Annotated in this window: 16 protein-coding genes and 2 tRNA genes; all 18 read left to right on the top strand. The window is 50.2% G+C overall.

The genetic code is table 11. The annotated features are described in order from the left end of the window. Nucleotides 1–244 precede the first annotated feature (244 nt). The 18 genes from sucA to ACKQAD_RS05540 all read left to right on the top strand — a co-directional run bounded on the left by sucA (nucleotide 245) and on the right by ACKQAD_RS05540 (nucleotide 17,563). Nucleotides 245–3,052, top strand: a complete 2,808-nt coding sequence (gene sucA / locus ACKQAD_RS05625; RefSeq protein WP_409159247.1) for a 2-oxoglutarate dehydrogenase E1 component — start codon at nucleotides 245–247, stop codon at nucleotides 3,050–3,052. 13 nt (nucleotides 3,053–3,065) lie between these two features. Beyond that, nucleotides 3,066–4,295, top strand: a complete 1,230-nt coding sequence (odhB, locus tag ACKQAD_RS05620) for a 2-oxoglutarate dehydrogenase complex dihydrolipoyllysine-residue succinyltransferase (protein WP_409159246.1) — start codon at nucleotides 3,066–3,068, stop codon at nucleotides 4,293–4,295. Between the two features lie 196 nt (nucleotides 4,296–4,491). Then, nucleotides 4,492–5,658, top strand: coding sequence for an ADP-forming succinate--CoA ligase subunit beta (gene sucC, locus ACKQAD_RS05615; protein WP_349888727.1), 1,167 nt, complete (start codon nucleotides 4,492–4,494; stop codon nucleotides 5,656–5,658). Then, entirely contained in the window at nucleotides 5,658–6,530 is an 873-nt protein-coding gene (gene sucD, locus ACKQAD_RS05610; RefSeq protein ID WP_409159245.1) for a succinate--CoA ligase subunit alpha, read from the top strand. Before sucC ends, sucD begins: the two co-directional genes overlap by 1 nt. Before the next feature lie 710 nt (nucleotides 6,531–7,240). Next, on the top strand, nucleotides 7,241–8,809 hold the full coding sequence (gene cydA, locus ACKQAD_RS05605) for a cytochrome ubiquinol oxidase subunit I (protein WP_409159244.1): 1,569 nt from the start codon (nucleotides 7,241–7,243) through the stop codon (nucleotides 8,807–8,809). Nucleotides 8,810–8,822: 13 nt separating this feature from the next. Then, entirely contained in the window at nucleotides 8,823–9,962 is a 1,140-nt protein-coding gene (gene cydB / locus ACKQAD_RS05600) for a cytochrome d ubiquinol oxidase subunit II (protein WP_409159243.1), read from the top strand. Between the two features lie 16 nt (nucleotides 9,963–9,978). Next, entirely contained in the window at nucleotides 9,979–10,095 is a 117-nt protein-coding gene (gene cydX, locus ACKQAD_RS05595; RefSeq protein ID WP_015839522.1) for a cytochrome bd-I oxidase subunit CydX, read from the top strand. Further along, on the top strand, nucleotides 10,092–10,385 hold the full coding sequence (gene ybgE, locus ACKQAD_RS05590) for a cyd operon protein YbgE (RefSeq protein ID WP_409159242.1): 294 nt from the start codon (nucleotides 10,092–10,094) through the stop codon (nucleotides 10,383–10,385). The genes cydX and ybgE overlap by 4 nt, the downstream gene beginning before the upstream one ends. Nucleotides 10,386–10,518: 133 nt before the next feature. Then, nucleotides 10,519–10,920, top strand: coding sequence for a tol-pal system-associated acyl-CoA thioesterase (gene ybgC, locus ACKQAD_RS05585; protein ID WP_409159241.1), 402 nt, complete (start codon nucleotides 10,519–10,521; stop codon nucleotides 10,918–10,920). Continuing rightward, nucleotides 10,917–11,603: a Tol-Pal system protein TolQ gene (gene tolQ / locus ACKQAD_RS05580; RefSeq protein ID WP_225087365.1), complete on the top strand. Its 687-nt coding sequence runs from the start codon at nucleotides 10,917–10,919 to the stop codon at nucleotides 11,601–11,603. The genes ybgC and tolQ overlap by 4 nt, the downstream gene beginning before the upstream one ends. Nucleotides 11,604–11,616: 13 nt before the next feature. After that, entirely contained in the window at nucleotides 11,617–12,042 is a 426-nt protein-coding gene (gene tolR / locus ACKQAD_RS05575) for a colicin uptake protein TolR (RefSeq protein ID WP_409159240.1), read from the top strand. A 64-nt stretch (nucleotides 12,043–12,106) separates the two neighbouring features. Beyond that, the gene (gene tolA, locus ACKQAD_RS05570) at nucleotides 12,107–13,210 is read left to right on the top strand and encodes a cell envelope integrity protein TolA (RefSeq protein ID WP_409159239.1); all 1,104 of its coding nucleotides are present in this window, start codon (nucleotides 12,107–12,109) and stop codon (nucleotides 13,208–13,210) included. Nucleotides 13,211–13,346: 136 nt separating this feature from the next. Next, nucleotides 13,347–14,639 (top strand): Tol-Pal system beta propeller repeat protein TolB, encoded by a 1,293-nt coding sequence (tolB, locus tag ACKQAD_RS05565; protein WP_409159238.1) that lies wholly within the window; start codon nucleotides 13,347–13,349, stop codon nucleotides 14,637–14,639. Nucleotides 14,640–14,679: 40 nt separating this feature from the next. Beyond that, nucleotides 14,680–15,189: a peptidoglycan-associated lipoprotein Pal gene (gene pal / locus ACKQAD_RS05560; protein ID WP_409159237.1), complete on the top strand. Its 510-nt coding sequence runs from the start codon at nucleotides 14,680–14,682 to the stop codon at nucleotides 15,187–15,189. Between the two features lie 9 nt (nucleotides 15,190–15,198). Continuing rightward, the gene (gene cpoB, locus ACKQAD_RS05555; protein WP_409159236.1) at nucleotides 15,199–15,975 is read left to right on the top strand and encodes a cell division protein CpoB; all 777 of its coding nucleotides are present in this window, start codon (nucleotides 15,199–15,201) and stop codon (nucleotides 15,973–15,975) included. Between the two features lie 175 nt (nucleotides 15,976–16,150). Beyond that, a tRNA-Lys gene (locus ACKQAD_RS05550) sits at nucleotides 16,151–16,226 on the top strand. 50 nt (nucleotides 16,227–16,276) lie between these two features. Then, nucleotides 16,277–16,352, top strand: a tRNA-Lys gene (locus ACKQAD_RS05545). Between the two features lie 494 nt (nucleotides 16,353–16,846). Next, complete coding sequence (locus ACKQAD_RS05540; protein ID WP_409159235.1) at nucleotides 16,847–17,563, top strand: DUF554 domain-containing protein; 717 nt, start codon at nucleotides 16,847–16,849, stop codon at nucleotides 17,561–17,563. Nucleotides 17,564–18,069 lie beyond the last annotated feature (506 nt).

The raw sequence follows: 18,069 nt of genomic DNA, 5'->3' as shown, positions 1-18,069 counted from the left end.
AAGATTAAGTAGTAAAACATGTATCTCCCTCTGAAGTTGCTATTCTTCAGAGGGAGCACAGGAAACCTTTAAAAACCGGCTTACGCGTCAGAACCGGTTTTTAAAGGTTCCTTAGGGGGGATGGATACCCTAAGCGCGTACCGATGTACGACGAGTGAACCGTTTGTATGGTAAGTGATATACGGGCACTAAATTACATGTTAACCACGGCGAAAACTGAAGCTTATTAGCTTAAGGGATCATAATGCAGAACGGCGCAATGAAGGCCTGGCTGGATTCCTCCTATTTGGCGGGTGCGAATCAGTCCTACATAGAGCAACTCTATGAAGATTTTTTAACCGATCCTGACTCGATCGAACATAGCTGGCGCTCGATCTTCCAGCAATTGCCTACGAGTGGGGTCAAACCGGATCAACTCCATTCCAAAACGCGTGATTATTTCCGCCGTCTGGCGAAAGACGCTTCGCGCTTCACCTCATCTGTCACCGATCCCGATATTGATGCTAAGCAGGTCAAGGTATTACAGCTGATTAATGCGTTCCGCTTCCGTGGACATCAGCGCGCGAACCTGGACCCGATTTTCCTGCGCCCTCAGGAACCCGTTGCAGAGCTGGAGCTGGATTACCACAACCTGACGCAGGATGACCTACAAGAATCCTTCAACGTGGGTTCTTTTGCCATCGGCAAAGACACCATGAAGCTGGAAGATTTGTATGAGGCACTGAAGCGCACGTATTGCGGTTCTATCGGTGCGGAATACATGCATATCACCAGCACGGAAGAGAAGCGTTGGATCCAGCAGCGCATTGAATCGGTCATGGGACAGGCGTCATTTACGGTAGAAGAAAAGCGCCGTTTCCTGAAAGAACTAACCGCAGCCGAAGGCCTGGAGCGTTATCTGGGCGCCAAATATCCCGGTGCCAAGCGTTTCTCGCTGGAAGGGGGGGACGCACTGGTTCCGATGCTGAAAGAATTGATTCGTCATGCAGGTGCGAATGGTACGCGCGAAGTCGTATTGGGAATGGCGCACCGTGGCCGCCTCAACGTACTGATTAACGTATTAGGTAAAAAGTCACAGGACCTGTTTGACGAGTTTGCCGGTAAGCATAAAGAACACCTTGGCACTGGCGACGTGAAATACCACCAGGGCTTCTCGTCTGAATTCGAGACCGCTGGTGGTCTGGTGCACTTGGCGCTGGCGTTCAACCCTTCGCACCTGGAGATCGTCAGCCCGGTCGTCACTGGGTCGGTTCGTGCGCGTCTCGATCGTCTGGGCAGCCAGAGCGGTCCTCGTGTTCTGCCGATCACTATTCATGGTGATGCGGCAGTCAGTGGTCAGGGTGTGGTGCAGGAACTGTTGAATATGTCGACAGTGCGTGGCTACGAAGTGGGTGGCACACTGCGTATTGTGATCAATAACCGCATCGGCTTTACGACGTCCAACCCGCTGGATATTCGCTCAACCGAGTACTGTACCGATATCGGTAAAATGGTGCAGGCACCTATTTTCCACGTGAATGCGGACGATCCTGAAGCTGTAGCGTTTGTAACACGTCTGGCGCTGGATTTCCGTAATGAGTTTAAGCGTGATGTGTTTATCGATCTGATCTGTTATCGCCGCCACGGCCATAACGAAGCTGACGAGCCAAGCGCAACGCAGCCGATGATGTACCAGAAGATCAAAAAACACCCGACGCCGCGTAAGGTATACGCCGATCGTCTGGAGCAGGAAAAATCCATCACGCTGGAAGATGCCACAGAGATGGTCAACCTGTATCGCGATGCGCTGGATGCGGGTGAATGCGTGGTAGAAGAATGGCGTGAAATGGATATGCAGTCCTTTACCTGGACGCCGTATCTGAATCATGAGTGGGATGAACCTTATCCACATGCAACGGAAATGAAGCGTTTGCAGGAACTGGCTAAGCGTATCAGTGAAGTGCCGGAAGGGATTGATATCCATCCTCGCGTTGCCAAGGTTTATACCGATCGTGCCGAAATGGCTGCGGGTAATAAACCGTTTGACTGGGGCGGAGCAGAAACGCTGGCTTACGCCACGTTGGTTGACGAAGGCATTCCGATTCGCTTGTCTGGTGAGGACAGCGGTCGTGGCACGTTCTTCCATCGTCATGCTGTCGTGCATAACCAAAAAAATGGTTCCAGCTACACGCCGTTGAACCACGTACATAACGGGCAGGGCGAGTTCAATGTCTGGGACTCCGTGCTATCCGAAGAAGCGATTCTGGCGTTTGAATACGGCTATGCGACTGCAGAACCGCGCACGTTGACCATCTGGGAAGCACAGTTTGGTGACTTTGCCAACGGGGCACAGGTGGTTATCGACCAGTTCATCAGCTCTGGCGAGCAGAAGTGGGGCCGGATGTGTGGTCTGGTCATGTTGCTGCCGCACGGTTACGAAGGACAGGGTCCAGAGCATTCGTCTGCCAGACTCGAACGTTATCTGCAATTGTGCGCTGAGCAAAATATGCAGGTTTGTATTCCATCAACGCCTGCACAGGTGTATCACATGTTGCGTCGTCAGGCGCTGCGTGGAATGCGCCGTCCGCTGGTGGTCATGTCACCGAAATCCCTGTTGCGCCATCCGCTGGCGATCTCTTCACTGGAAGAACTGGCGAACGGCTCCTTCCAACCCGCGATTGGTGAAATAGAACAATTAGATCCGGCTGGCGTGAAGCGTGTCGTGCTTTGTTCCGGTAAGGTCTACTATGATTTGCTGGAACAACGTCGTAAGAACGAGCAAAAAGATGTCGCGATCGTCCGTATCGAACAGCTTTATCCGTTCCCGCATCAGGCGATGCAAGCGGTACTGGAACCTTTTGCCCATGTTCATGATTTCGTGTGGTGTCAGGAAGAGCCACTGAATCAGGGGGCGTGGTATTGCAGTCAGCACCATTTCCGTGAAGTGATTCCGTTTGGGGCTTCTTTACGTTACGCAGGACGCCCGGCGTCTGCATCACCCGCCGTTGGCTATATGTCCGTACACCAGAAACAACAGCAAGATCTGGTCGATGACGCGCTGAACGTTGATTAAATAAGGATAGATAATGAGTAGCGTAGATATTCATGTACCCGACCTGCCTGAGTCCGTGGCTGACGCCACTGTGGCGACCTGGCATAAAAAACCAGGCGATAGCGTTCAGCGCGATGAAGTACTGGTTGAAATTGAAACTGATAAAGTTGTGCTGGAAGTGCCTGCCTCTGAAGCCGGTATTTTGGATGCCGTGCTGGAAGATGAAGGCGCAACGGTAACTTCTCGCCAGTTGCTGGGCCGGATTCGTCGTGGAGACAGCTCTGGTAAAGAAACCAGCGAGAAGTCACAGAGTAAAGAAGCAACACCGGCACAGCGCCATACGGCTGGGCTGGAAGAAGAGAATAGCGATGCGCTCAGCCCGGCGATCCGCCGCCTGATTGCAGAACACGATCTTGATGCCTCTGCTATCAAAGGCAGCGGCGTAGGGGGTCGAATTACTCGTGAAGATGTCGATAAACATTTGGCTGCCCAGAAGAAAGAACCTGGCAAAGCGGCTGCTAAGTCTGAGGCTCCAGCAGTTTCTCCGGCACCGGCTTTGGGGGCACGCAGTGAAAAACGCGTACCGATGACGCGCCTGCGTAAACGTGTTGCAGAGCGTCTGCTGGAAGCGAAAAACAGCACGGCCATGCTGACGACGTTCAACGAAATCAACATGCAGCCAATCATGGATCTGCGCAAGCAGTACGGTGAAGCGTTTGAGAAACGTCACGGCGTGCGTCTGGGCTTTATGTCCTTCTACATCAAAGCCGTGGTTGAAGCGCTGAAGCGTTATCCAGAAGTGAATGCCTCCATTGATGGCGAAGATGTCGTTTACCACAACTATTTCGATGTCAGCATCGCGGTTTCTACCCCGCGTGGCCTGGTTACACCAGTGTTGCGTGATGCGGATGCGCTGGGTATGGCTGACATCGAGAAACGTATCAAAGATCTGGCAGTGAAAGGCCGTGATGGCAAGCTGACGGTTGAAGAGTTGCTGGGGGGTAACTTCACGATTACCAACGGTGGTGTCTTTGGTTCTCTAATGTCTACCCCGATCATCAACCCACCGCAGAGTGCGATTCTGGGTATGCACGCCATTAAAGATCGCCCAATGGCGGTGGATGGTCAGGTTGTCATTCTGCCGATGATGTATCTGGCGCTGTCTTACGATCACCGTTTGATCGACGGTCGTGAGTCCGTTGGCTTCCTGGTGACGGTGAAAGAGATGCTGGAAGATCCAGCGCGTCTGCTGTTAGACGTCTAATCTGACAAGTAGACTCTCGGGCGGATAATCCTGACGATTTCCGCCCGAAATAGACAGATTAAGTGCTATGCAGGCCGTTTTTCTCAACGGCGTTATCCAAATATATCAGAGAGTTATTGGCGTTTTTTGCTACCGAAAGAATCGATGATGAAATTCGCCTGCCAACTTATCTCCAAACCTAAATGGATAGAACATCATGAATTTACACGAGTATCAGGCAAAACAACTCTTTGCTCGATATGGTTTACCGGCACCGACCGGCTATGCCTGTACCACGCCACGTGAAGCGGAAGAAGCCGCGTCTAAAATTGGTGCGGGTCCGTGGGTCGTAAAATGTCAGGTGCACGCTGGCGGTCGCGGTAAAGCAGGGGGCGTTAAAGTCGTCAGTAACAAAGAAGATATCCGCGCCTTTGCTGAAAACTGGTTGGGTAAAAAACTCGTTACTTATCAAACTGACGCGCAGGGTCAACCGGTTCATCAAATCCTGGTTGAAGCGGCAACGGATATCGACAAAGAGCTTTACTTGGGCGCGGTTGTTGACCGTGGCACGCGTCGCGTGGTGTTCATGGCATCCACCGAAGGTGGCGTAGAAATTGAAAAAGTCGCGGAAGAAACGCCAGAACTGATCCATAAAGCGGCGATTGATCCACTGGTCGGCCCACAGCCGTATCAGGGACGCGAACTGGCATTCAAACTGGGTTTGAGCGGCAAACAAGTGGCTCAGTTCACCAAGATCTTCATGGGACTGGCGACGCTGTTCCTTGAACGCGATCTGGCGCTGGTCGAAATCAACCCGCTGGTTATTACCACTCAGGGTGATCTGGTGTGTCTGGATGGCAAACTGGGCGCGGACGGCAATGCGTTGTTCCGTCAGCCTGAGTTGCGCGAAATGCGTGACCCAAGCCAGGAAGACTCCCGTGAAGCTCACGCAGCACAGTGGGAACTGAACTATGTTGCGCTGGACGGCAACATTGGTTGTATGGTGAATGGTGCTGGTCTGGCGATGGGCACCATGGACATCGTGAAGCTGCACGGCGGTGCTCCTGCAAACTTCCTTGATGTTGGCGGCGGTGCGACGAAAGAACGTGTTACCGAAGCGTTCAAAATTATCCTGTCTGACGACAAGGTAAAAGCCGTCTTTGTTAACATCTTTGGTGGCATTGTGCGTTGTGATTTGATCGCTGACGGCATCATTGGTGCGGTGGCCGAAGTAGGTGTTAACGTACCGGTTGTTGTACGTCTGGAAGGAAACAATGCGGAGTTGGGTGCCAAGAAACTGGCGGATAGCGGCCTGAATATTATCGCCGCGACCAGCCTGACGGGTGCCGCTCAGCAGGTTGTTGCAGCCGTGGAGGGTAAATAATGTCCATTCTGATTAATAAAAATACCAAAGTTATCTGTCAGGGTTTTACCGGTAGTCAGGGGACATTCCACTCTGAGCAAGCACTTGCTTACGGTACGCAAATGGTCGGTGGTGTGACGCCAGGTAAAGGCGGCACGGAACATCTGGGGCTGCCCGTATTTAATACGGTGCGTGAGGCAGTAGAAGCGACGGGCGCAACGGCATCTGTTATCTACGTTCCTGCTCCGTTCTGTAAAGACTCTATTCTGGAAGCGATCGACGCAGGTATCGAGCTGATTATCTGTATCACCGAAGGTATCCCGACGTTGGATATGCTGACGGTAAAAGTAAAACTTGATCAGAGTGGCGTGCGGATGATCGGTCCGAACTGCCCAGGTGTGATCACCCCGGGCGAATGTAAGATCGGTATCATGCCGGGTCATATTCACCTGCCGGGCAAAGTGGGTATCGTTTCTCGTTCAGGGACACTGACGTATGAAGCCGTGAAGCAAACGACCGATGCGGGTCTGGGTCAATCCAGCTGTGTTGGTATTGGCGGTGACCCGATCCCAGGTTCTAACTTCATTGATATCCTGAAGCTGTTTGAACAGGATCCACAGACCGAAGCCATCGTTATGATCGGTGAAATCGGTGGTACGGCGGAAGAAGAAGCGGCGGCGTATATTAAAGAGCACGTGACTAAGCCTGTTGTCGGCTACATCGCGGGTGTGACTGCACCGAAAGGTAAGCGTATGGGCCATGCTGGTGCCATCATCGCAGGTGGTAAAGGCACCGCTGACGATAAATTCGCGGCGTTAGAAGCCGCGGGTGTTAAAACCGTCCGTAGCCTGTCAGATATCGGTGATGCAGTAAAAGCGATATTAGCGCGTTAGTCGATTATCCGCTTAAACACCCTAGCCACCTTCGGGTGGCTTTTTTATGCAAAAAAATGATGAAATTCAATAGGATCAGATATGAGAAAATAGTGTTGTATATTCGCAAAAACTTTCAAACAATAAATAAAAGAAAAAATAAGTAATAAATCAAATCATGCAGAATAAAAAGTGCGTTTCATTGCATGTGAATGGGCTAACCTTAAAGTAAAAGATATATTGCTGAATTAATTTTAATTAAACTTAAAAATCACATTATATTAACAATAGGTGTAATAAAGAAATTAATGCAACGCACTAATCACGAGAAAAACGTTAAATTGTTTTAGATCAAAAAACGCCTCTGGATATAATTTATGAAATAGGCTTAAATTGCGCGAGGTCAATTATCGCCTTTCGAGTCTTTTAGCGGAAAAGTTGATTTGAAGCCAAAAACCTAGTCTGGGTCACGTAAAAACCTATTTATTGTAGGGGATTACAGGCGTAATATACGGCTACGTCCTGATGGGGTACGCTACTTGTAATACTTGTGATTTATCTTGAACTTGCTGTTGGGGCGTGACTGCCCTGGTGAACGGTATTTATAGCGTTTGTTACAGCCTGTTTTAAAGCAATTCTTGTTGTGTTCTTTTTGGGTGTAATGGCCGGATGTTTGGCGGCTTGTCAGCGTTTGCAAGCTAATCCCTTCCTGCGAGGAGCAAGGAGTCAAAATGTTTGATGTAGTCGAACTGTCACGTTTACAGTTTGCCTTAACTGCAATGTACCATTTTCTATTCGTACCATTAACGCTGGGGATGGCGTTTTTGCTGGCGATTATGGAAACGGTATATGTGCTGTCCGGCAAACAAATCTATAAAGATATGACCAAATTCTGGGGCAAGTTATTCGCTATTAACTTCGCTCTGGGGGTCGCTACCGGATTGACCATGGAGTTTCAATTCGGGACCAACTGGTCATATTTCTCTCACTACGTCGGGGATATTTTCGGTGCGCCGTTGGCGATTGAAGGCCTGATGGCATTCTTCCTGGAATCGACCTTTGTTGGCTTGTTCTTCTTCGGTTGGGACCGATTAGGAAAAGTGCAGCATATGGCCGTGACCTGGCTGGTCGCGCTGGGCTCCAACTTCTCCGCACTGTGGATTCTGGTTGCCAATGGCTGGATGCAAAACCCCATCGCATCAGATTTCAATTTCGAAACCATGCGTATGGAGATGGTGAGCTTTGCCGATCTGGTGCTGAACCCGGTTGCTCAGGTGAAATTCGTCCACACGGTGGCCGCAGGTTACTGTACGGGCGCGATGTTTATTCTGGGTATCAGTTCTTACTATCTGCTTAAAGGCCGCGACATTGCGTTTGCCAAACGTTCATTTGCTATCGCAGCAAGTTTTGGTTTGGCTGCGGTACTGTCTGTTATCGTGCTGGGTGATGAATCTGGTTATGAAATGGGCGACGTGCAGAAAACCAAACTGGCAGCGATTGAAGCCGAATGGGAAACCCAGCCTGCTCCGGCATCCTTCACGCTGATCGGTATTCCAAATCAGGATACGATGGAAAATAACTATGCCATCAAAATCCCTTATGTTCTGGGCCTGATCGCTACCCGTTCAACGGATAAGCAGGTTACTGGCCTGAAAGAGCTGATGGAAATGCACGAAGTGCGTATCCGTAACGGTATGAAAGCCTATCAGCTGTTGGAAGAACTGCGTGCGGGCAATACCGATCCGGCAGTAAAAGAAGCGTTCAATCAGTCTAAGCAGGATCTGGGTTACGGCATGCTGCTGAAACGCTATACGCCGAAAGTCTCTGATGCGACTGAAGCACAAATCCAGCAGGCGACCAAAGATTCTATTCCACGCGTTGCTCCGCTGTATTTCTCTTTCCGTATCATGGTTGCATGTGGCGTACTGATGCTGTTGATTATCGGTCTGTCTTTCTGGACGGTTCTGCGTGGCAAAATTGGCCAGAAAAAATGGCTGCACCGTGCTGCGCTGTACGGTATTCCGCTGCCGTGGATTGCTGTTGAAGCAGGTTGGTTTGTGGCTGAATACGGCCGTCAACCTTGGGCCATCGGTGAAATTCTGCCAACGGCTGTCGCCACGTCATCACTGACAGCAGGGGATATTCTGTTCTCTATGGCGCTGATTTGTGGTCTGTATACGCTATTCCTGGTTGCAGAAATGTATCTGATGTTCAAATACGCACGCCTGGGCCCAAGTAGCCTGAGAACGGGGCGCTACCACTTTGAACAACCTATAGCGGCTGCGCAGGAAGCACGGTAAACAGGAGTCCACTATGTTTGAATATGAAGTCTTGCGTTTTATCTGGTGGCTGTTGATCGGTATTTTGCTGATTGGCTTCGCTATCACTGATGGTTTTGACATGGGCGTGGGCATTCTGGTGCGTCTGATGGGGCGTGGCGATACCGAACGTCGCGTCATGATTAACAGTATTGCACCGCACTGGGACGGTAATCAGGTATGGCTAATCACCGCCGGTGGTGCACTGTTTGCTGCCTGGCCGATGGTCTACGCTGCCGCGTTCTCCGGCTTTTACGTGGCGATGATTCTGGTGTTGGCATCACTGTTCTTCCGTCCTGTCGGCTTCGATTATCGCTCGAAAATTGAGGATCCGCGCTGGCGTGGCATGTGGGACTGGGGCATTTTCATCGGTAGCTTTGTCCCGCCGGTGGTGATCGGTGTGGCGTTTGGCAACCTGTTACAAGGTGTGCCGTTCCATGTCGATGAATATCTGCGTCTGTACTACACCGGAAACTTCTTCCAACTGCTGAATCCGTTTGGTTTATTGGCTGGCGTGGTTAGCCTGACCATGATCCTGACTCAGGGCGCCACTTACCTGATGATGCGAACCACGGGCGATCTGCACGTGCGTTCCAAATCTGCTGCGCAGATCTCTGCGTTGGTGATGATGGTAACGTTTGCTCTGGCTGGTGTGTGGGTCGTTTACGGTATTGATGGCTATGTGGTGACGTCTGCGATTAACACAGCGGCTGAATCTAATCCGTTGCATAAAGAAGTCACTCATCAGGCAGGTGCCTGGCTGATCAACTTCAATAATTATCCTGTACTGTGGGCGATTCCTGCTTTGGGCGTAGTACTACCTGTGCTGACTACGGTGATGGCGCGTGCAGAGAAAGGGGCATGGGCATTCCTGTTCTCTTCGCTGACTATCGCCTGTGTGATTCTGACGGCTGGGGTGGCCATGTTCCCATTCATCATGCCGTCAATCACCGTGCCTAACGCGAGTCTGACAATGTGGGATGCTACATCGAGCCTGCTGACCTTGAAAGTGATGACCGTCGTGGCGATTATTTTCGTTCCGATCGTGCTTTCTTATACCGCATGGTGTTACTACAAGATGTTCGGTCGCATTACCAAAGAGCAGATTGAGCAAAACACTCACTCTCTGTACTAAGTAAGGAGCTTAATTTATGTGGTATTTTGCCTGGATACTCGGAACGCTTCTTGCTTGCTCACTGGGGATTATTACGGCCCTGGCGCTTGAGCAGAGTGAGGCAAGCAAAGCGGCTGAAGAAGATAAGCAATGAGTGATCTGGTCGATAAACTCTATCGCCTGATGGACAAGAGCCCGATAAGGGCTCTTTCCCTTATCATGGCGCTACTGTTGGCGGGCTGTGTATTCTGGGATCCGACGCGCTTTGCGGCGCGTACCAGTGAACTCGCCGTTTGGCAGGGGCTGCTGCTGATTTGGGCCGTTTGTGCAGGCGTTATTCACGGCGTGAGTTTTCGTCCGCATCGTCTACTCTGGCGCGCGTTTTTCGCACCACTTCCTGCCTTTGTGATCCTGTGCGCAGGATTGTTCTATTTCTTCGGTTAAAGTGGCTTCCTATTCCATTTAGTTATGGGTTGTGTGCAGCCCATAATTATTTTCTTTCCGCAGTCACAATCCATTCCAAACCTTATTTCTCTTGCGTATAGTAGCGAGGTTTAATGCATTACTGGGATGTAGAGTGAGTAATTCATTGTTTCGCTGGCCAGTTCGAGTCTACTTTGAAGACACTGATGCAGGTGGCGTTGTCTACCATGCGCGCTATATTGCCTTTTATGAAAGGGCAAGGACGGAGGCGCTACGTGAGCGCAACTTTCACCAGCAAGCCTTGCTAAGTGAAAATGTCGCGTTTGCTGTTCGTCGGATGATGGTGGAGTATCTTGCTCCTGCGCGCCTCGACGACATGCTGGAAGTGCAAAGTGAGATTATCTCACTGCGTGGTGCTTCGCTGACTTTTGCACAACGTATTCTCAATCATGGCACCCTGCTAAGTCATGCTGAAGTTTTGATCGCATGTATCGATCCACATCAAATGAAGCCCATTGCGCTTCCTAAGTCTATTGTCGCGGAGTTTAAGCAGTGACTGACATGAACGTTTTTGATTTGTTTCTGAAGGCAAGCCTTCTGGTCAAACTAATCATGCTGATTTTAATCTGTTTTTCTATCGCTTCCTGGGCGATCATCATTCAACGTACCCGAATTCTGAATTCGGCGACGCGCGAAGCTGAAGCCTTCGAGGACAAATTTTGGTCGGGCATCGAGCTGTCACGTCTCTATCAGGAAAGCCAAGGTCGTCGCGATAGCCTGACAGGCACTGAACAAATCTTCCATTCAGGTTTCAAAGAATTTGCACGGTTGCATCGTGCGAACAGCCATGCGCCGGAAGCTGTAGTGGAAGGCGCGTCCCGCGCAATGCGTATTTCCATGAATCGTGAGCTGGAAACGCTGGAAACGCATATTCCCTTCTTGGGTACAGTGGGATCTATCAGCCCGTATATCGGCCTGTTTGGTACCGTTTGGGGGATTATGCACGCCTTCATCGCGCTGGGTGCAGTGAAACAGGCAACCTTACAGATGGTTGCCCCTGGTATTGCCGAAGCCTTGATTGCAACGGCAATCGGCCTGTTTGCGGCAATTCCTGCGGTCATGGCGTATAACCGCCTTAATCTGCGGGTGAGCAAACTGGAACAGAACTACGACAACTTTATGGAAGAGTTCATCGCGATCCTGCACCGTCAGGCGTTCTCCAGCGACAACAGCAAGTAATCAGGGGGGGATCATGGCACGAGTACGCAGAGGCCGTCGTGAGCTGAAATCCGAGATCAACATTGTTCCGCTACTGGACGTGCTACTGGTGCTGTTGCTGATTTTTATGGCGACAGCTCCCATTATTACGCAGAGCGTTGAGGTAGATCTGCCGGACGCGACCGACTCAAAAACGGTCTCCAGCAATGATAATCCACCCGTGATCGTAGAGGTTTCAGGCATAGGACAATATAGCCTGGTTGTTGAACAAAACCGTATGGAACAACTTCCGGCAGAGCAGGTGATTGCTGAAGCGCAATCACGGTTGTCAACCAATCCCAAGACGGTCTTTTTGATTGGTGGCGCGAAGGATGTTCCTTATGATGAGATCATTAAAGCGTTGAATTTATTGCATCAAGCTGGCGTAAAATCCGTTGGTTTGATGACACAACCGATTTAAATGAGCGCATCACGGTAATGATCGTTAAGCCTATTTCTGGCAACACTGTTTTTGGGAATCGCTTGTGCTAAAGGCAAACGAACAAAACGATAAGCTGAAACGCGCCGTTATTATCTCGGCTGTTTTGCACATCATACTGATTGCTTTGCTGCTCTTGAGTTCGTCGACGCAAACGATGGATGCCAGCGGAGGCGGCGGAGGCTCGTCAATTGATGCCGTAATGGTCGATCCGAGCGCAGTGGTGGAGCAGTATAACCGCCAACAGCAGCAGCAGACTGATGCGAAACGCTCTGAGCAGCAGCGTCAAAAGCAGGCTGAACGGCAGGCAGAAGAGCTCCAGCAGAAGCAGGCGGCTGAACAACAGCGGCTGAAAGAGCTGGAAAAAGAGCGTCTGCAAGCGCAGGAAGAGGCAAAAAATCAGGCTCAGGAACAGGCAGAACAGCGTAAGCAAGCCGAAGCCGCAGCTCAGCAGGCAAAAGAGCAGCAGAAACAAGCCGAAGCAGCAGCGGCCAAAGCGAAGGCTGAAGCCGAGCAACAGGCGAAAGCGGCGGCGGACGCTAAAAAGAAAGCGGAAGACGAAGCGAAGAAACAGGCTGCGGCAGCCGCTGCGGCTAAGAAGCAGGCAGAAGAAGAGGCCAAAGAAAAGGCCGCTGAAGCGGCTAAGCAGAAGGCGGCAGAGGCGGCTAAGCAAAAAGCCGATGCTGAAGCAGCGAAAAAAGCAGAAGCAGCCGCTGTGGCTAAGAAAGCGGCTGATGAGAAAAAGAAAGCAGCAGAAGCAGCTAAGCAGGAAAGCGCCGTTGACGATTTGCTAGGCGGGCTGGCTTCATCGAAAAATGCACCGAAATCTGGCGGTGGCGCGCCTGTGGGCACAGGTAACAATAAGAAGAGCGGGGCATCAGGTGCGGCACTGGACAGCTATGGCGGTCAGGTGCGTTCAGCCATTCAGAGCAAGTTTTATGACTGGCAGCTCTACAAAGGGCGTACCTGTACATTACGGATTAAACTGGCACCAGATGGCCTGCTGATTGATGTCACTGCTGAAGGCGGCGATCCGGCGTTATGTCAGGCAGCTATTGCGGCTGCCAAACAGGCCAGAATACCGAAGCCACCGAGCACAGAGGTTTATGAGGCTTTCAAAAACGCGCCAATAGACTTTAAACCGCAGTAGCTGGGCTGTTTACCCAAGATTTAAGATTATTACGATGGTAAATAAACCAGGTTATGTAGTTTTGTTGACATTGGTTTGTTTTTGTTAAAATTCTGCTAATTTATCGTAGGCTTCGCGTCTGGATAAGGGAGATGAGATGAAGCAAGTACTGAAAGTTGCATTAAGCTTTTTAATGCTGTGGGCAGCGGCGCTGCACGCGGAAGTACGTATAGAGATTACCCAAGGGGTAGACTCTGCACGTCCTATCGGTGTGGTTCCATTCAAATGGGCGGGGGCGGGCGCAGTACCTGAGGACGTAGGCGGCATCGTAGGTGCTGATTTACGTAACAGCGGTAAATTCAACCCGATTGACGTAAATCGCATGCCACAGCAGCCTGCGACGGCATCTGAAGTGACGCCTGCTGCATGGACTGCGCTGGGTATTGATGCGGTTGTTGTTGGCCAGGTTCAACCGAGCGCTGATGGCAGCTACCTGGTTTCTTATCAGCTTGTCGATACGTCGGGTAACCCTGGTAACGTTCTGGCTCAGAACCAATTCAAAGTAACCAAACAGTGGCTACGCTACGCTGCGCACACGGCCAGCGATGAAGTGTTTGAGAAACTGAGCGGTATAAAAGGTGCATTCCGAACCCGTATCGCTTACGTTGTTCAGACCAACGGCGGTCAGTTCCCTTATGAGCTGCGTGTTGCGGACTATGATGGTTACAATCAATTTGTTGTTCACCGTTCACCACAGCCGCTGATGTCTCCGGCCTGGTCGGCAGACGGTAGCAAACTCGCTTATGTAACATTTGAAAGTGGCCGTTCTGCGCTGGTTATCCAGACGCTGGCAAATGGTGCGATCCGTCAGGTTGCGTCTTTCCCACGTCACAACGGTGCGCCTTCTTTCTCTCCCGATGGCAGCAAACTGGCATTCGCGCTCTCCAAGAGCGGTAGCTTGAACCTGTATGTTATGAATCTGGGATCTGGGCAAATCAGCCAGGTGACGGATGGCCGTAGCAATAATACGGAACCAACATGGTTCCCTGACAGCCAGACCCTGGCCTATACTTCAGATCAGGCGGGCCGTCCTCAGGTTTACAAAGTCAATGTTAACGGCGGAGCACCGCAGCGTTTGACCTGGGAAGGTGCTCAGAATCAGGATGCTGACGTGAGCGCCGACGGGAAGTTTTTGGTAACGGTTGGCTCTAATGGCGGAGCTCAGCATATTTCCAAACTGGATCTGGTAACGGGTGCCGTACAAGTATTAACGGACACGTTCCTGGACGAAACGCCAAGTATCGCACCGAATGGCACGATGGTGATCTACAGTTCCAAACAAGGACTGGGATCAGTGCTACAGTTGGTTTCGACAGATGGGCGTTTCAAAGCGCGTCTTCCGGCTACAGATGGACAGGTTAAATTCCCTGCCTGGTCGCCGTATCTATAAGTACAGATATGTACAATAAACTCGTCAAAGGACATAAGAAATGCAATTCAATAACGTGCTGAAAGGCCTGATGTTGGCTCTGCCGGTGCTGGCAGTGGCCGCTTGTAGCTCCAACAAGAACGCGGACAATGACCAATCTTCCATGGGGGCTGGCAACAACGGCATGATGGACGGCGGCAACATGTCTTCTTCTGAGCAAGCTCGTTTGCAGATGCAAGAATTACAGCGCAACAACATCGTTTACTTCGGTCTGGACAAGTACGATGTTAGCTCTGAATTCGCTCAGATGTTGGACGCACACGCTGCATTCCTGCGTAGCAACCCGTCTTACAAAGTGACTATCGAAGGTCACGCGGACGAACGCGGTACGCCAGAATACAACATCGCTCTGGGTGAGCGTCGTGCCAACGCGGTACAAATGTACCTGCAAGGTAAAGGCGTTTCTTCCGATCAGATCTCCATCGTTTCTTACGGTAAAGAGAAACCAGCTGTTCTCGGTCATGACGAAGCGGCGTATGCCAAAAACCGTCGTGCCGTTCTGGTATATTAAGAGAATCGCATGAGCAGTAACTTCAGACGTCACCTGTTGGGTCTGTCGTTACTGGTTGGCGTAGCGGTCCCTTGGGCCGCTGCTGCCCAAGCGCCAATCAGTAATGTCGGCTCTGGCTCGGTCGAAGATCGTGTCACTCAATTGGAGCGTATTTCTAACGCTCACAGCCAGCTTTTAACCCAACTTCAGCAGCAAATCTCTGATAATCAGCGTGATATTGACAGCCTTCGTGGGCAGATTCAGGAAAGCCAGTATCAGTTGAATCAGGTTGTTGAACGGCAGAAGCAGATATATCAGCAGATTGATGGATTAAGTTCGCAATCATCCTCTACACCGACGACAGATGGCACGCCTGCCGCTGCTGTGGGTACTGATACTGGTGCTGCTAACACATCGGCACCGGCGAGTACGGGTGATGTGAATACGGATTACAATGCTGCAGTCGCGCTCGTGCTGGAAAAAAAACAGTACGATCAAGCGATCAGCGCATTTCAGGCATTCGTCAAGAAGTACCCGGATTCAACCTATCAGCCTAATGCCAACTATTGGCTTGGTCAGTTGAATTACAACAAGGGGAAAAAGGATGATGCGGCGTACTATTTCGCTAATGTTGTTAAAAATTATCCCAAGTCACCAAAAAGTGCCGAGGCATTGCTGAAGGTCGGGGTGATCATGCAGGAAAAAGGTCAGGCTGATAAAGCGAAGGCCGTTTACCAGCAAGTTGTAAAAATGTACCCCAATACAGAAAGTGCAAAGCAGGCACAAAAACGTTTATCTGCATCGTAACTCCGTCTTAATTGGCACAAAAATCGCCCATCATGAGCGGTTTTTGTGCCTAAACGTCTTAAGAGTAAGCAATCAAACAATTTTCCAAGAAAATAGGTTGCGCTGAAAATTTAAATCAGTAATATGTGCCGCCGTTGCCAAGGCAAACAGCGAAACGCTAAAACAGTATGAAATTGGGTCGTTAGCTCAGTCGGTAGAGCAGTTGACTTTTAATCAATTGGTCGCAGGTTCGAATCCTGCACGACCCACCAATTTCAAATATAGTCATAGTCTTGGTAGGCATTAAATAGTTCCGCATTGCGGGTCGTTAGCTCAGTCGGTAGAGCAGTTGACTTTTAATCAATTGGTCGCAGGTTCGAATCCTGCACGACCCACCATTTCAGCAGTAGAATTCCTTCCTCAAATAAATTCATTTTAAATGACAGTCGCACGTACCATGTAGGTGAGAATCTGTGCTTTGGTTGCAGACTCGCGAATCGAATCTGCAACGTGTGAGCGTAGACCCCGAAGGGGCGAGGCCGAAGGCCAAGTCATCCTGCACGACCCACTATCTCAGTAGCTGATTCTCTTCCCGAATGAGTTCGCTTTAAGATCACCATTACGCATTTCGTGTTGGTGAGATAAAAATCCACCATCGTTCCCTATTTGTTAAGGCTTTGCGGTATATTAGGATTTTATCCCTCTTGATGGGCGATAGGTTGCAGAGTTATTCATCTCCTCCATAAGCTACAGGGGCACAGCATTACGCTGTTTACCTGCAACTCGGATGATTTAGGCTATACAACCCGTCAGAAACTGTTTTCTCATCCTATCGAGTGGAATGGAGTCACTGCCACAGGGAAAGCACCTGTAGCCCTGTTTAGGAAAAAATATGATTGGTCCGCTGATTAATGGTGCTGCTATCTTGATAGGTAGCAGTTTGGGTATTATTTTACGTCGCTTTATCTCTCAACGTTTGCAGGATGGTCTTCCGCCAGCGTTTGCGATGGTGTCGATTGCAATGGGTATCACGCTGGTTGTTAAAGTCCAGCAGCTGCCTGCGGTGACGCTGGCTATCGTGATTGGTGTCGCGTTAGGCGAACTGCTCCGCATGGAGTCTGGCGTTCAGTGGGCTGGCACGATGATTCAGAAAGGGTTAAATCGCGTGCTGCCTGCACAGGAGCACAGCTTACCGCAGGATGTCTACACGCAGAACTTTACCGCATTAATCGTTCTATTTTGTGCCAGCGGAACCGGCGTGGTTGGCGCATTGACTGAAGGGCTAACTGGTGATTATCAACTGCTGATCATAAAATCTGCTTTGGATATTTTTACCGCGCTGGTTTTTTCCATCACGCTTGGCCTTGCCGTGATGTCGATTGCGATACCGCAGATTATTGTCCAGACGCTGTTGTTCTTCTCCGCCAAATTGATTATGCCCTTTATGACAGACATCACGATGGGGGATTTTTCTGCCTGCGGTGGAATTATCATGATTGCGGTAGGTCTGAGAATCGCGCAGATCAAATCATTTGCGGTGGTTAACTTCCTGCCTGCTTTGGTTCTGGTTATTCCTATCTCTCTCTACTGGCATCGCATTTTCGGCTAAAAGTCATGTCTGATTAGTGGCGGGCAAGTGAAGGCATGTCGCCGCGAAAAATTTGTATCACTTCCATATCGGTAAGCGGTACATTTTTGCTACAGACATAAATATGCTTTCCTTGCGGGCTGATACTCTTGACTAGCTCTATTTAGTGGCTGGCAAATTCTACCTGGCTGTGCCCACCTTCATTCTATCTTCATGGCATGAATGATGACGCTGTGCGAGGAGAACAGATTAATCAGCCGTTTAGCTGCCATCTTGCTTGTGAGTCGCTGCTGGAATCATCTGCCCGAGAAGTAAGCACGTGGTGGTAAAAGGCGTTTCTGATTTCCCTGTCACCTCTTGTTTCGTGCCCACATTTCTGGTGGTCAGGGTATCGCGATATATTCTGATATAGAAACTGACCATGCCATTTCTCTCCTTGTCTCTTTTCTATAAGTCATACCACTCACGTATTGCATATCGGTGTTTTAAGCATCTTAAACAAGATGGCCTGTTTTCTGGAAAAAACA

The sequence above is a fragment of the Pectobacterium artocarpous genome (assembly GCF_046159765.1).
GTDB lineage: Bacteria > Pseudomonadota > Gammaproteobacteria > Enterobacterales > Enterobacteriaceae > Pectobacterium.
This window is presented reverse-complemented; position numbering and strand designations above follow the sequence as displayed.

Bases quoted from the DNA above. Each gene is read 5' to 3' on its own strand.
- sucA (WP_409159247.1), top strand. From the start codon at position 245: ATGCAGAACGGCGCAATGAAGGCCTGGCTGGATTCCTCCTATTTGGCG.
- odhB (WP_409159246.1), top strand. From the start codon at position 3,066: ATGAGTAGCGTAGATATTCATGTACCCGACCTGCCTGAGTCCGTGGCT.
- sucC (WP_349888727.1), top strand. From the start codon at position 4,492: ATGAATTTACACGAGTATCAGGCAAAACAACTCTTTGCTCGATATGGT.
- sucD (WP_409159245.1), top strand. From the start codon at position 5,658: ATGTCCATTCTGATTAATAAAAATACCAAAGTTATCTGTCAGGGTTTT.
- cydA (WP_409159244.1), top strand. From the start codon at position 7,241: ATGTTTGATGTAGTCGAACTGTCACGTTTACAGTTTGCCTTAACTGCA.
- cydB (WP_409159243.1), top strand. From the start codon at position 8,823: ATGTTTGAATATGAAGTCTTGCGTTTTATCTGGTGGCTGTTGATCGGT.
- cydX (WP_015839522.1), top strand. From the start codon at position 9,979: ATGTGGTATTTTGCCTGGATACTCGGAACGCTTCTTGCTTGCTCACTG.
- ybgE (WP_409159242.1), top strand. From the start codon at position 10,092: ATGAGTGATCTGGTCGATAAACTCTATCGCCTGATGGACAAGAGCCCG.
- tolR (WP_409159240.1), top strand. From the start codon at position 11,617: ATGGCACGAGTACGCAGAGGCCGTCGTGAGCTGAAATCCGAGATCAAC.
- tolB (WP_409159238.1), top strand. From the start codon at position 13,347: ATGAAGCAAGTACTGAAAGTTGCATTAAGCTTTTTAATGCTGTGGGCA.
- pal (WP_409159237.1), top strand. From the start codon at position 14,680: ATGCAATTCAATAACGTGCTGAAAGGCCTGATGTTGGCTCTGCCGGTG.
- cpoB (WP_409159236.1), top strand. From the start codon at position 15,199: ATGAGCAGTAACTTCAGACGTCACCTGTTGGGTCTGTCGTTACTGGTT.
- ACKQAD_RS05540 (WP_409159235.1), top strand. From the start codon at position 16,847: ATGATTGGTCCGCTGATTAATGGTGCTGCTATCTTGATAGGTAGCAGT.